Source organism: Vescimonas coprocola (assembly GCF_018408575.1).
In the GTDB taxonomy this organism is placed as follows: Bacteria; Bacillota; Clostridia; order Oscillospirales; family Oscillospiraceae; genus Vescimonas; species Vescimonas coprocola.
Window position 1 is genome coordinate 139,960 of the sequence record NZ_AP023418.1, and the last position, 13,776, is coordinate 153,735.

The 13,776-nt window shown below is 62.9% G+C and carries 12 protein-coding genes and 1 tRNA gene; 3 read left to right on the top strand and 10 right to left on the bottom strand.

Annotated features, from left to right (window positions below; all coding sequences use genetic code 11):
• Nucleotides 1-253: 253 nt before the first annotated feature.
• The 10 genes from KJS28_RS00695 to ftsH all read right to left on the bottom strand — a co-directional run bounded on the left by KJS28_RS00695 (nucleotide 254) and on the right by ftsH (nucleotide 8,120).
• A complete protein-coding gene (locus tag KJS28_RS00695) occupies nucleotides 254-826 on the bottom strand; it encodes a hypothetical protein (protein ID WP_213541341.1) in 573 nt (190 codons plus the stop codon).
• A 159-nt stretch (nucleotides 827-985) separates the two neighbouring features.
• Nucleotides 986-1,061 (bottom strand) — tRNA-Ala (locus KJS28_RS00700).
• Nucleotides 1,062-1,204: 143 nt separating this feature from the next.
• The gene (locus tag KJS28_RS00705) at nucleotides 1,205-1,768 is read right to left on the bottom strand and encodes a histidine phosphatase family protein (protein ID WP_213541342.1); all 564 of its coding nucleotides are present in this window, start codon (nucleotides 1,766-1,768) and stop codon (nucleotides 1,205-1,207) included.
• Nucleotides 1,765-2,118: a bifunctional adenosylcobinamide kinase/adenosylcobinamide-phosphate guanylyltransferase gene (locus KJS28_RS00710; RefSeq protein ID WP_213541343.1), complete on the bottom strand. Its 354-nt coding sequence runs from the start codon at nucleotides 2,116-2,118 to the stop codon at nucleotides 1,765-1,767. The genes KJS28_RS00705 and KJS28_RS00710 overlap by 4 nt, the downstream gene beginning before the upstream one ends.
• Before the next feature lie 4 nt (nucleotides 2,119-2,122).
• Nucleotides 2,123-2,857 carry an adenosylcobinamide-GDP ribazoletransferase gene (locus tag KJS28_RS00715; protein WP_213541344.1) on the bottom strand — a complete coding sequence of 245 codons (735 nt, stop codon included), beginning with the start codon at nucleotides 2,855-2,857 and terminating at the stop codon, nucleotides 2,123-2,125.
• The gene (locus tag KJS28_RS00720) at nucleotides 2,850-3,389 is read right to left on the bottom strand and encodes a bifunctional adenosylcobinamide kinase/adenosylcobinamide-phosphate guanylyltransferase (protein ID WP_228298407.1); all 540 of its coding nucleotides are present in this window, start codon (nucleotides 3,387-3,389) and stop codon (nucleotides 2,850-2,852) included. The genes KJS28_RS00715 and KJS28_RS00720 overlap by 8 nt, the downstream gene beginning before the upstream one ends.
• Nucleotides 3,386-4,486: a nicotinate-nucleotide--dimethylbenzimidazole phosphoribosyltransferase gene (gene cobT, locus KJS28_RS00725; RefSeq protein ID WP_213541346.1), complete on the bottom strand. Its 1,101-nt coding sequence runs from the start codon at nucleotides 4,484-4,486 to the stop codon at nucleotides 3,386-3,388. Before cobT ends, KJS28_RS00720 begins: the two co-directional genes overlap by 4 nt.
• A gap of 3 nt (nucleotides 4,487-4,489) precedes the next feature.
• Nucleotides 4,490-5,251: a sugar phosphate isomerase/epimerase family protein gene (locus tag KJS28_RS00730; RefSeq protein ID WP_213541347.1), complete on the bottom strand. Its 762-nt coding sequence runs from the start codon at nucleotides 5,249-5,251 to the stop codon at nucleotides 4,490-4,492.
• 131 nt (nucleotides 5,252-5,382) lie between these two features.
• Nucleotides 5,383-5,952: a hypothetical protein gene (locus KJS28_RS00735; RefSeq protein ID WP_213541348.1), complete on the bottom strand. Its 570-nt coding sequence runs from the start codon at nucleotides 5,950-5,952 to the stop codon at nucleotides 5,383-5,385.
• A 29-nt stretch (nucleotides 5,953-5,981) separates the two neighbouring features.
• Nucleotides 5,982-8,120 carry an ATP-dependent zinc metalloprotease FtsH gene (gene ftsH, locus KJS28_RS00740; RefSeq protein WP_213541349.1) on the bottom strand — a complete coding sequence of 713 codons (2,139 nt, stop codon included), beginning with the start codon at nucleotides 8,118-8,120 and terminating at the stop codon, nucleotides 5,982-5,984.
• Between the two features lie 198 nt (nucleotides 8,121-8,318).
• Between ftsH and rlmB the strand changes: the two genes are divergently transcribed.
• The 3 genes from rlmB to KJS28_RS00755 all read left to right on the top strand — a co-directional run bounded on the left by rlmB (nucleotide 8,319) and on the right by KJS28_RS00755 (nucleotide 13,686).
• Nucleotides 8,319-9,089 carry a 23S rRNA (guanosine(2251)-2'-O)-methyltransferase RlmB gene (gene rlmB / locus KJS28_RS00745; protein ID WP_213541350.1) on the top strand — a complete coding sequence of 257 codons (771 nt, stop codon included), beginning with the start codon at nucleotides 8,319-8,321 and terminating at the stop codon, nucleotides 9,087-9,089.
• A gap of 29 nt (nucleotides 9,090-9,118) precedes the next feature.
• Nucleotides 9,119-11,455, top strand: a complete 2,337-nt coding sequence (locus KJS28_RS00750) for a hypothetical protein (protein WP_213541351.1) — start codon at nucleotides 9,119-9,121, stop codon at nucleotides 11,453-11,455.
• A 167-nt stretch (nucleotides 11,456-11,622) separates the two neighbouring features.
• On the top strand, nucleotides 11,623-13,686 hold the full coding sequence (locus tag KJS28_RS00755) for an elongation factor G (RefSeq protein WP_213541352.1): 2,064 nt from the start codon (nucleotides 11,623-11,625) through the stop codon (nucleotides 13,684-13,686).
• Nucleotides 13,687-13,776 lie beyond the last annotated feature (90 nt).

Here is a 13,776-nt window from a genome sequence, read left to right on the forward strand (position 1 = left end):
AAGGGCATCTAACAGAGAAGCGCCGTCTTGGAAGTGATTCCAAGACGGCACTTTTCTGTTGCGGATCAGAGCGAACACTTCACGGCGAAACCGCCGCTGAAGAAATAGGTGTTCGTCCAATACCTGTTTGGTAAATAGCCTTACTTTAATAGAATGAACCCCCGGACGCTTGGGGGGTGCATTTTCAATTTAAGGGAAAGTAGTGATTTTTATCGTTGCTCTTTGCTTATGGCACAGGCAAGGATATACACAGTCATCGACCACAAAGAATTTCGGAAAAGTTTCCTTTTAAGAAATGCCGATACTCCGGATGATTGGATGCGTTCTCGTATTCTTCCAAAATCGTCTTTTTGTTCCATGCTTTCATTTTGTCATTCATTTCTTCATATCGGATAATAGTAAGCAGGCCTTCTCGCTCCGCCTGCAAAATTGCTTCATAGGCATCAGGGATAAACTCCACACCGGATATATCGACCGGTATGCTACTGGTAGCGACATCCGGTATTGGAACCGAAAAACCGGAATCTGAAATTGTCTCGGCAGAATAAATATAACCGGATACGCCTTTGTATGTGCTTATCAGAGCATTGGGATAATACTCTTCCAACCGTTGCCGCCCATCTTTACCAAAACCGTACGGCCCCCATTTTTGGCATTTTCCATCATAAGAAAAACCGGTTTCCACGCAATACTTTTCAATGGAATTGCTCAAATAGACCAATACGTTTTCTCTTTTTGTGGAAAAATAAACCAAAGGGATACCATGATTCGAGCTCTGCGGCGTTAGTTGTGTAATACCCTTAACAGATGATGCGTGATAGTACATTAGCTTTCTTCCCTTCTAACGCAATTTGCTCCAAGCGTTTTCGACGGTGTACAGGTGCTCTGATAATTCTCGCATAGGCATATTTCATCTTAGCAGATAACTGGCGCCGAAGCAACAGAAAGATCCACCGTAATTCTATCAGAATTACGGTGGATCTTATGGTGGACCTGATGGGATTCGAACCCACGACCTCTCGGATGCGAACCGAACGCTCTCCCAGCTGAGCTACAAGCCCGGATATGAAGTTGTAGAGCCATAATATATGGAGAGGATGCTCCGCTCCATATATTATACACACTTCTTTATAAAATGCAACCATTTTCTCTCCGGCGGCGCAAAAAATTGCCCCTGCCGATGGAAAACGCCGTCCGGCGGGCCTTATTCCGCCGCCGGGATACGGGTATACGACACCGGCTGGCCCTCCCGGAAGGTCACCTGAAAGCCCTGACCGGGGGAGACGGAGTAGTCATAGCGCCCGCCGCCGAACCAGGCCATCATCAGCCCCGCCGTGACGCCGCCGTGGATGACGCAGACGGCGTCCTCCGGCCTCTGCACCACCGGGGCGATGGCCGCAAGGCTGCGCCGCAGCACCTGCGGGGCGCTCTCCCCGTGGGGGCAGGGGTTGTGCTCTACGTCGGTGATCCACGCCTGATAGGCCGGGGTGTCCTTCAGCTCCTTGTAGCTCTTCATCTCGAAGTCGCCGAAGTCCATCTCCCGCAGGCCCGGAAGCCGGGTGTGGGGTACGTTGCCATAGATGACCGCCAGCGTCTGCTCCGTCCGCAGCATCCCGCTGGTATAGTAGCGCTGGGCCGTGGGATAGTCCCCGGCCCGGCGGTGCAGCTCCGACAGAGACTCCGGCAGGGCGGGGATGTCCGCCGCCCCGTAATACAGGTTCCGCAGGCTGCCCTCCGTCTGGGCATGGCGCAGCAGGGTCAGCTTCATTTCAGCACCTCCGTCAGTCCGCAAAATACCCGGCGCACGCTGCCGGCCTGCTGGGCCAGCTGTCGCAGCAGGCGGCCATGGCGCTCCCGCCAGGCGCGCTCTCCGGCGTCCATGGGGACCACGCCGCTGCCGATCTCCCGTGCGATGACTACCTCTGCCGCCGCCAGCAGGGGGAGATAGGACTCGGTGTCCTCCTGCCGCCGGGTCAGCTCCTCCAGATGAATATAGCACCGGACACCCGGCACCGGATCGTCTGCGGCCAGATCGCAGATATCCTCCGGCGTCAGGCCGTACTCCTGCGCCGCCAGCGTCAGCTTTCCCTGATATGCTCCGCCGATGATCAAGTCCATATCCTCACCTCACCAAAGTCCATACGGCGGCTCCCGCCAGTTCACCCAGTGTCAGGGCAAAGCCGGAGATGTCACCGTTCATGCCGTCCAGCTGCCGGAAGCCGTACCATACCGCCAGCCCGTAGCCCGCTGCTGCCGCCAAGGGGGCGAAGCTGCGGTCCGTGACCAGCGGTACGGCGATCGCCGCCGCCAGCAGCACCGCCAGCGCCGCGGCATAGCCGCCGTGGCGGCCCATGGCGGCGTATTGGCTGGTCCCCATGGGCCGCAGCTTCAGTACCGCCAGTCCCGCACAGGCCCGTGTGGCCACCGGGATCAGCAGCAGCCCCCACAGGCTTTCGTCGGCGCTGCCGGAGAGGAATACGCTCCACTGGCACAGGGCCAGCAGCACCATGCCGATGACGGCGAAGGCTCCGCAATGGGAGTCCTTCAGGATGCGCTGGCGGGTGGCCAGCTCCCGGCGGGACAGCACGGCGTCGCATACGTCCATGTAGCCGTCCAAGTGCATGAAGCCCGTCACCAGCCACGGGAGCGCCGCCATGAGGAAGGCGTACAGTCCACCGATGGCGGCATGGCGCAGCAGCAGATACAGGCCCAGCCAGATGCCGCCAACCGCCAGTCCCACCAGCGGCAGACACACCAGCATTTTCTCACGAGCCTTCTCGTTCCACCGCCGCAGGGGACAGGGGATCGCCAAAAACATCCCCCAGGCCATGGAAAACCCGTCCAGCCACTCACTCAAAGCGCCACGCTCCTTTCCACAGGCGGGGCAGTCCCGCCGTCAGCTCACATACCACGTCAAATTCCGCCGCCAGCCTGCGGCAGATCTCCGCAAGGCCCCGGCGGTATGTCTCCGTCCACGTCTCGTAGGTCACGCCGTCCCGCCACAGCTCGTCGCAGACGCAGACAAAGTGGGCCGGGTGACGGCTGATGACCAGCAGTTCCTCCGTCGTGCGGCGGGGGGCTTCTCCGTCCGGCTCCGGGGCGGAGAACATCTGGCAGGCCAGGCACGCCGTAATGCTGTCAAAAAGCACCGTCCCCGCCGGGGACACCCATTTCAGCGCCTGCGGGAGCTGCCGTCCCTGCTCGATGGTCTCGAAGCCCCAGCCGTCCCGCTCCGCCAGATGCCGCCGGACGATGGCCCGATCCTCTCCGTCTCTGGGCTCCAGCGTGGCCCAGTAGTACATGGGCGCCCCGGCGGAGAGCCGCCGGGCCATATGCTGGCCCATCATGCTTTTGCCGCTTTTGCTGCCGCCTAACAGAAGGATTCTCATGGCGTCACCGTAAAGCTGTCCTGCGCCCGGATGGGGGTCAGGTAGTCGTCCTCAATAGCTGCCTCCGGGAAGGTGGCCATACCGTCCATGACGGCGCAGGCGGCCCGCAGGATCTGAAACATCACCGGGCAGCCGCTGCCCTCGCCCAGCCGCATCCCCAGCAGCAGACAGGGCTCCTGCCCCAGTTCCTGTGCGGCGATGCGGTAGCCGATCTCATAGGAGGCGTGGGAGAGGAACAGATACTCTCCCGCAGCGGGGCAGAGACGCACCGCCGTCAGCGCCGCCACGATGGAGATGTAGCCGTCCACCACCGCCGGGACATGGTTCTGGGCGCAGCCCAGAAAGGCCCCCGTCATGGCGGCCAGATCCAGCCCGCCCACGGCGGCCAGTACCCCCACCGGGTCGGCGGGGTCGGGGCGATGCAGGGCCAGCGCCCGGTCGATGACCTGTTTTTTCTTTTCAAAGGCCGCATCCGTCAGCCCGCCGCCCCGGCCGGTGACGGTCTGCGCCGGGGCGTGGGTCAGGGCTGCCAGCACTGCCGCCGAGGTGGTGGTGTTGCCGATGCCCATCTCCCCGATGCCCAGCGCCTGTACGCCGTCCGCCGCTGCCTGCGCCGCCAGCTCCATGCCGGTCTCCAGCGCATGAAGGGCCTGCTGCCGGGTCATGGCGGGTTCTCTGGCGATGTTGCCGGTGGAGCGGCGCACCTTCCGATCCAGCACGCCGGGGATGGGGCGATCCGTGTCGATGCCCATGTCCGCCACCACCACCTCGTTGCCGAAGTAGTGGGCCAGCGCCGACATTCCTGTCTTGTGGCGGGTCATGTTGATGACCTGCGAAAGAGTCACGGAGGTGGGGGCGGAGGAGATGCCCTCCGCCGTGACGCCGTTATCCGCCGCCAGCACCAGCACCCGGCACTTCTCGATATGGGGGCGCACCTGTCCGGTGATGCCCGCCAGCCGGATGGAGTAGTCCTCCAGCTTGCCCAGACTGCCGGGGGGCTTGGCCAGCTCCGCCTGACGGCGGCGGGCAGCGTCCATGATCTCCCGATCCGGGACGGTGACGGCCCCGCAGTACTGCTTCAATTCCTGATCTGTCATAGGTCACTCCTCGCTGAGATAGCCCTGCTGCACCAGCCATGCAAGGGACGGGGCGCAGTCCTGATTTTCGATGGTCCATGTGGCCTCCGGACACTGCTCCAGCAGCGCCGCCAGTATCTGCTGCATAGGGATGCTGCCTTCTCCCAGACTGCTGTGGAGATCCCAATCCCCTAAGTTGTTGTGCAGATGTACGTGCCGCAGATAGGGGGCCATGGGGGCGATCCACTCCATGGGAGGTGTCCGGCTGGCGCAGGTATTGGCGTGGCCTACATCCAGACACAGGCCCAGCCGGGGGTCGTCCACCTGACGGACGATGTCCGTCATCAGTCGAGGTGTCTCGTCCATGACGTTTTCCAGCGCCAGCACCATATCCTCCGGGACCTCCGGCAGGAACTCCCGCCAGAAGGCCACGGACTGCTCCGTGAACCACTCCGGAAAGTACACCAGCGGGATATAGCCGCTGTGGATCACCAGACGGCGGATGCCCAGCTGCCGGGCGGCGGACAAAGCCTGACGATAGCGCCGGGCCGTCACCTCCCGCACCAGCGGGTCCACGGCACAGGGAGCCAGCTCCGCAAACGGGGCGTGGAGCCAGAAATGGTCGATGCCTGCCATCTTCTCCCGAACCGCCGGAAGGGTGGCGGGGTCGTCCAGCATGGGGGCGTAGCAGAAGTCCGTGACCTCCAGCCCCAGCCCCCATTTCCGGGCCAGCTCCGGGGCGTGGCTGTCCATGCCGGAGAGGTGTAAGCGCTGCCTGATGTCCATAGGGTCCCTCCTGTTTTTTACTCACTTTTGCCATTATACACTATCTCCGCCGCATTTTCCAGTGGGTACGGCAGGGAAGTGCGCCGAAAAACCCCCGTCTGCGTGGCAGACGGGGGTTGGGGATCGCTTTATCAATACTGAGACAGCTGGGACTCCAGCGCCGGATTGGCCACCGTCCACTGGTAATCCTCCAGTCCGGTGTCCACCTCCGTCCACAGCAGCCATGTGGCCATGTCGGCGGTGCCAACCTGCCCCTCGCCGGGGCCCTGATGGGTCAGCGTCACCACGGCGGCGTGGTCCGCCTTCAGGGACACGGACTCGATGCCCACCTCCACGGAGCCGGAGCTCACCGACTCCTGCACCAGCACCAGCGCATGGTCTTTGAAGAACGCATCGTCGTAGGCGGACAGCTCCGGGTAGTCCAGCAGCTGGGCCGCCGAGGTGACGTACAGGGCGGAGCTGACGTTGCCGTTATAGGTCAGCCGCAGTCGGTTCACCTGCCCCGGCACGTAGGAGCCGTCCTCCCGGACGGTGCCGTCGCCGGTGTCGCCCACGGTCTGGGTGCCGCCGGGGGCGGCGGTGGGGGTGTCCGTCTTGGCGGGGGTATCGGCGCCGGGCGCATTGTTCTTTGTACCGCAAGCCGCTGCCACGATGCACAGGGCCGCAGCCAGCGCCAGCGTCAGTAGTCGTTTATATTTCATGGGTCCTGCCTCCTTTCGCAGGGAACGGGTCACTTCTGCTCACTTTCCTCCGGGTCACGATCCGGCTGGGCTTCCTCCGGGGACTTTTCCTCCGGGGTCTGCGGCTCCTCCGGGGACGGCACCGGCTCGGATACGATGTGGATGTGCTTGGCAGGGGCCTCGATGACCTCCGGGGAGGAGGGACGGAACAGGGGCTGCTTCTCCTCACGGGTAGCGCCGTAGTTGTCCACCGTCTCCGGGTCACGGCCCTCGATGATAGCCATCATCTCCTGACCGGTGATGGTCTCCTTCTTCAGCAGATAGGCGGCGATCTTGTCCAGCAGCTCCCGGTTCTCCTCCAGCATCCGCTTGGCGTCCTCATGGCACTGGCGGATGATGGCGATGACGGCACGATCTGCGGCGGCGTAGGTCTCCTGAGCGCAGCTCATGGAGTAGGTGCCGTCCAGATACTGGTTCTGTACGCTGCCCAGCGCCATCATGTCGAACTCCTCGCACATACCGAACCGGGCCACCAGATTCCGGGCCATCTCCGTGGCCCGCTCGATGTCGTTGGCGGCGCCGGAGGTCATGGTGTGGCACACCACCTCCTCGCTGGACCGGCCGGCCAGCAGCGTGCGGATCTCCGCCAGAATGTCCTCACGGGACATGAGGAACTTCTCCTCCTCCGGCAGGTGCAGGGTATAGCCCAGAGCGCCCTGCGTATGGGGGACGATGGTGATCTTGCTGACGGGCTGGGCGTTTTTCTGCTTGGCCGCCACCAGCGCATGGCCCACCTCGTGATAGGCGATGATGCGCTTTTCCTCGTCGGTGATGACGGTACCCTTCTTCTCGGAGCCGGCAATGACGGTCTCGAAGGCCGCCAGCAGGTCATTCTGATTCACGGCGCTGCGGCCCAGCCGCACGGCCCGCAGGGCCGCCTCGTTGACAAGGTTCGCCAGATCTGCGCCCACGCAGCCGGCGGTGGCCTGAGCGATCTTCTCCAGATTCACGTCCTCGGCCAGATGGATGTTCCGGGTGTGGACCTGCAGGGTGGCCAGACGGCCCGCCAGATTGGGACGGTCCACGGTGATGCGCCGGTCGAAGCGGCCGGGGCGCAGCAGGGCCTTGTCCAGCACCTCCGGGCGGTTGGTGGCGCCCAGAACGATGATGCCCTTGCCGGGATCGAAGCCGTCCAGCTCCGCCAGCAGCTGGTTCAGGGTCTGCTCCCGCTCGTCGTTGCCGCCGCCGAAACGGCCGCCGTCACGGGATTTGCCGATGGTGTCGATCTCGTCGATGAAGATGATGCAGGGAGCCACCTTGGCGGCCTCCTTGAACAGGTCACGGACACGGGAGGCGCCCACGCCCACGAACATCTCCACAAAGTCCGAGCCGGAGATGGAGAAGAAGGGGACGTTGGCCTCGCCGGCCACGGCCTTGGCAAGCAAAGTCTTGCCGGTACCGGGAGAGCCCACCAACAGAGCGCCCTTGGGCAGTCTTGCGCCGATGGCCGTGTACTTCTGGGGGTTGTGGAGGAAGTCGATGATCTCCTCCAGCGACTCCTTGGCCTCGTCCTGACCGGCCACGTCCTTGAAGGTGACACCGGTGGACTTCTCCATATACACCTTGGCGTTGGACTTGCCCACGCTGCCGATGCCTCCGATACCGCCGCCGTTTTTTGCCATGATCCGCATCACCAGCATGAACAGGGCCACTATGACGATCACCGGCAGGATATAGGCGATCATGAACTCCAGAATGGGGCTCATCTGGGTCTGGACGGGGCTGGTGTACTTGACGTTGTGTTCCTCCAGCAGAGGCAGGAGGCTGGCGTCGTTGAGAGCGGTGGTATACAGGATCAGAGGCGTTTTCTCGCTCTGGGTATAGCTCTTGGGTTCCTTGTTCTTATCGGCGGCCTCCTCGGTGTAGACGTAGCCGTCCACGGGGGTGGCATACAGGACGCCGTTCTCGATCTTCAGCTCCGCCACCTGATCCTCCTGAATGAGGTCGATGAGCTGGCTGTACGGGATCTCATGGCTGCTGGCCCGCTTGGTGAGATTGTTGCTGTAAGCGTTGATATAGTTGAACACCACCGTCAGCACCAGCGCCCAGATGATGAGGGTCACCACCCCCCGCATATTGCGGTTGCGGTTCTGGTTATTTTTCTGGTCTTTCTTATTGTTGGGATCCATGTCGGTCTCCTTCCATGCAGCCCCGCCGGGCGGGGCGCAGAAGTGCTTTAATTTCCGTGTAGTATATCACAATTCGGATATCTTCACAAGGCGAACGGCGGGAATTTTCCTGTAAAATTTCTATGAATGGCGCTTTATCTCCCGGCCAGAGTATGGTATACTGAAACCAATTATGTATGCATTGCGAGGAAAATTCCTATGAGAGACAACGAACAGAGACGGCCGGAGGCAGAGGCGGACGGCATCATCGAGGGCCGCAACGCCGTGATCGAGGCCCTGCGGGCCGGAACGACCATGGATAAGATCTATCTGGCCAAGGGGGAGACGGACAAGACCTTGGGCCACATCGCCTCCAAGGCACGGGCCCAGGGCATCGTGGTGGTGGAGGCCGACCGGCGGAAGCTGGACAATATGAGCCGCACCCACGCCCATCAGGGGGTCATTGCGCTGGCTGCCGTGCGGGAGTATGTGACGGTGCAGAGCCTGCTGGACGCTGCCGCCGCCAAGGGGGAGCCGCCGCTGCTGGTGGTCTGCGATGAGATCTCCGACCCCCACAATCTGGGGGCCATCCTCCGTACCGCCGAGTGCGCCGGAGCCCACGGGGTCATCATCCCCAAACGCCGCAGCGCCGGTCTGACGGCCATTGTGGCCAAGACCTCCGCCGGAGCCGTCAGCTATATGCCGGTGGCACGGGTGGCCAATATCCCGTCCCTGCTGAAGGATCTGAAAAAGCAGGGCATCTGGGTGTTCGGCACTGCCGCCGAGGGAACGACCCGGCTCTATGACGCCGATCTCAAGGGCCCGGCGGCCATTGTCATCGGCTCCGAGGGCGACGGCATGAGCCGGCTGGTGGCGGAGAACTGCGATTTTCTGGTGAGCATCCCCATGCGGGGGAGGATCTCTTCCCTGAACGCATCGGCGGCGGCTGCCATCCTGCTGTATGAGGCGGTGCGGCAGCGCACCGTGTAAGGACCCGGAGCATCTAAAAGAGAGGTACCATGGAACACCGAGAGGATCACAACGAAATACCGGAGTTTACCCTGGAGGATATTCTGGCGGAGTTCGGCAGCGGCAGCGACCTGTACCGGACGGAGGATCTGCCTGCGGAGGAAAACTCCCCGGAGCCTGCTCCGGCAGAAGCCCCTGCTCAGCAGAAAGCTCCCGCAGAGCCGGAGCCCCACGCTGAACCGGAGACCTCTGCTGCGGTGAAAACCACCCAACAGCCGGAGGGACTGCGATTCACCCCCGGCGCCGACCCGGTGGATATGGATTTCCCGGCGGAGGTGCTGGAGGAGGTATTTTCCTCCGGCGGCCCATTGCTGCCGGAGGAGGACCGGCCGTCCGAAACCCAGATCATCCACTTCCCGCACCAACCGGTACCGGAGGAGGACGGGAAACCGGCGGCGGAGACCGCCCCCGAAGAAGTACCCGCAGAGGAGAAGGCCCCGGAGGAGGAACCGGCGGAGGAGCCGCAGGGATCAGCGGAGCCAGAGGAGCCACCCAAGGTCTCCTTAGAGCAGATCATGAACGACACGGTCTCCTCCGTGCTGGAGGAGCAGGAGGACGGCATTCTGGAGGAACGCCCACCCCTGCGAGAGGTGCTGCGGCACTGGTGGGAGAAGCTGACAAGGCCACGCACCGCCACCCCCATCCCGCAGGATACGGAGACTCTGTGGGAGCAGCCGCAGGAGCCTCAGCCGGAGCCGGAACCCGATCCGGAGCCGGATATGGACGTGGCCGTCCGGGCCGAGAAGCGCCGCTGCGCCCGCTTAAAACGCCAGTGCTGGTGCGTGCTGCCGGAGGCGGTGTTGCTGACGGTGCTGTCCGTGCTGGACGGGCTGGGGCTGTATGTTCCCCAGCTGTGGGCGGCATTGCCCGTGCTGCGGGGGATCATCCCCGGCGGATTGCTGCTGCTGGCACTGGCCCTGTCGGGCCGGGTCTGGCGCAGCGCCCGCAAGCAGCTGTCCCAGCGCCGCATCACCTGCGAGACGGCGGCGCTGCTGGCATCGCTGGTGTGTTTGGGGGACTGCGTCTACGCCGCCTTGGGCTGCGGGGAGCAGCTGCCGCTGGCGGCCGTCCCGGTCATCTCCCTGCTGCTGTGTCTGTGGGGCCAGCTGCTGGCGGCCAAAGCCCGGCTCGCAGGCTTCCGGCTGGCCGATCTGGGGGGTGAGCCGCCCTATAACGTATCCGTGACTCCCGCCGGGGCCTGCAAGCAGCAGGGAACGGCGGAGGGCTTCTACCGGCTCTCCCACCAGCCGGATGTCTCCTATCGCTGGCAGATCATCCTGACACCGCTGGCGCTGGCCGCTACCTCCATTTTGGCGGCGGTGGTGTGCTTCGGCGGGGAGGGGCAGCCGGTGCGGCCCCTGTGGATCTGGTCGGCGCTGCTGTCCGGCGGGCTGCCGCTGGCTCTGCCGGTGGCGGGAACGCTGCCCCTGTCATCGTTGAACCGGCGTCTGAACCGTAGCGGCAGCGCCGTGGCGGGCTATGCCGGGGCCTCCGCCATCACCGCCGCCCGGCGGATGGTGGTGACGGATGACGACCTGTTCCCACCGGGAACGGTGAGCCTCAACGGACTGAAGCTGTACGGCGAGGAGATCGGCAAGGTGGTGTCCTATGCCGCCACGGCGGCACAGGCCGCCGGAAGCCAGCTGACGCCGCTGTTTGACCAGCTGCTGGCCAGCGAGGGCGGCACCCACCTGCATTTGGAGGACCTGCGTTTTTACGAGGACGGCGGCATCGGCGGTACCATCCGTGGGGAATCTGTCACCATGGGCAGCGCCTATTTCATGAAAAAGCACCATGTGTCCCTGCCCCGTGACCTGAAGCTCAAGACCGGCGTTTTTCTGGCGGTGGACGGTCAGCTCATCGCCATCTTTGCCATCAAATACCAGCCCTCCCGCAACGTGGAGTGGGCCCTGCGGGCCATGCGCCGCAACCGCATCACTCCGGTGCTGGCCACCCGCAGCGCCAACATCACTCCGGCGCTGCTGAAGCGGAAATTCCGGCTGGACGCCCGGCCCCTGTACCCGGATATCTCCACCCGTCTGGCCCTGTCGGAGCTGACGGAGGGCCGTGGCCGGCCCCACGCCATCATCTACCGGGACGGGCTGATGGCCTTTGCCGAAACGGTCATCGGCAGCCGCCGGATGCGGCGTGCCGTCCGGGACGGAACGGTGCTGTCGTGGCTGGGCGGGCTGTCGGGCCTGCTGCTGGCGTATTATTTCACCTCCGTGGGGGCCTTTGCCGCTCTGTCGGCCCTGAATTTCCTGTGTTTTTTGCTGCTGTGGCTGCTGACGGTGCTGCTGCTGGCAGGACTGGTGCGCCACTACTGATACCATTCCATACCCATGCCGGGAGAGCCAAAGGCTCTCCCGGCATTTTTCACAAAAAAGACGCTGAAAGTTGTATTTGTCAAGTGCAAAAAAATAGTATATACTCTCCTTATTGACTGGCTGCGCCGGACGGCGCATTCGTACCAAACGAAGGGAGAATACTGTATATGACTGCCAATGACATTCGCAACATCTGCCTGCTGGGTCACGGTGGCTCCGGCAAGACGACTCTGGCCGAGCAGATGCTCTTCATGACCAAGGGAACGGATCGTCTGGGCCGTACCGCCGACGGCAACACCGTCTGCGACTACGACGCCGAGGAGATCAAGCGCCAGATCTCTATTTCTCTGGCCTTTGCCCCGGTCAAATATAAGGACGTCCGCATCAACGTCATGGACGCTCCCGGCAACTTTGATTTCTCCGGCGAGGCCATTTCTGCCATCCGTGCTGCCGAGTGCGCCGTGCTGGTGGGTGCCGCCAAGGACGGCCTGTCCGTGGGTATGGAGCGCAGCTGGAAGCTGCTGGGCAAGAAGCCCCGCATGATCTTCGTCAACCGCACCGACGAGGACAACAGCGACTATCAGGCCTGCCTGGATGCTCTGAAGGGCAAGTTCGGCCAGTCCGTGGTTCCCATTGTGGCCCCGGTCATTGACGGCAACAAGAAGGTCACGGGCATCGTGGATCTGCTGCATAACACCGCTTACGAGGTCAAGGGCGGCAAGGTCGCTGCCTGCGCCATTCCTGCCGATATGGCCGACGAGGTGGAGGCCCTGCGGGCCGAACTGATGGAGGCCGCCGCCGGCTCTGACGAGGAGCTGATGGAGAAGTTCTTCGACACCATGGAGCTGTCCGCCGAGGACATGGCCCGCGGCCTGAAGCTGGGCGTCCGGGACGGCAGCGTTTGCCCGGTGCTGTGCGGCTCCGCCGTCACCGGCTTGGGCGTGGAGATGCTGATGCAGACCATCGTGGATCTGGTCCCCGTGGCCACAGATATGCCGGCTGAGACGGCGCAGGATGACGACGGCAACGACGTCGAGGTGGCCTGCGATCCCAACGGCCCCACCGCTGCCATCGTCTTTAAGACCATCTCTGACCAGTACGGTAAGTACTCCATGGTGAAGGTGCTCCGTGGCAGGATCACCAGCGATATGGCCCTGTATAACCCCGCCACCGGCAACACCGAGAAGCTGGGCCGCCTGTACATCATGAAGGGCAAGAAGGGCGAGGAGGTCAAGGAGATCTGCTGCGGCGACATCGGCGCCATCGGCAAGATGGATAAGGTCAAGACCGGCAACACCCTGTGCGACCCCAAGCGCATCGTGCGTCTCCACGGCATGGATTATGCCCAGCCCTGCTACAGCCGTGCCATCTCCCCCAAGACCAAGCAGGAGGTGGAGAAGCTGGGTACCGGCCTCAACAAGCTCAACGAAGAGGACCCCACCTTCCATGTGGTCAACAACGCCGAGACCCACCAGACCGTGATCTCCGGCGCCGGCGATATCCAGATCGACGTGCTGTGCTCCAAGCTCAAGACCCGCTTCGGCGTGGATGCCGAGCTGTCCGCTCCCAGAGTGGCTTACCGTGAGAAGATCCGCTCCACCGTCCGCAAGCAGGGCCGCTATAAGAAGCAGACCGGCGGCAGCGGCCAGTTCGGTGACGTGCATATCATCTTCGAGCCTCAGACCGAGCAGGAGGATATGATCTTCGCTGAGAACGTGTTCGGCGGCTCCGTGCCAAAGAACTACTTCCCCGCCGTGGAAAAGGGCCTGCGTGAGAGCTGCCTGCACGGCGTGCTGGCGGGCTATCCCGTGGTGTACCTGAAGGCGACGCTGGTGGACGGCTCCTACCACCCGGTGGACTCCTCCGAAATCGCTTTCAAGCTGGCCGCCAATCTGGCCTTCAAGGCCGCTCTGCCGGAGGCCAAGCCCGTGCTGATGGAGCCCATCGGTGAGCTGAAGGTCACGGTGCCTGACAACTACGTGGGCGACGTCATGGGTGACCTGAACAAGCGCCGGGGCCGCGTCATGGGCATGAACCCCACCGGCGACGGCGAGACCGTGCTGGAGGCCGAGGTTCCCATGGCCGAGATGATGAGCTACGCCATCGATCTGCGGTCCATGACCCAGTCCCGTGGTACCTTCACCTTCAACTTCGTCCGCTACGAGGATTGCCCCGCTGCGGCGCAGGAGAAGGCCATTGCCGAGGCCAAGGCTCTGGCCGATGCCGAGTAAAGCTGCTATAAAAATACGCCGGAGGACCCTCCTCCGGCGTATTTTCTCTGCCGCAAAAAAGTTCATGGAAAGTTTTTCTAAATGTTGCAT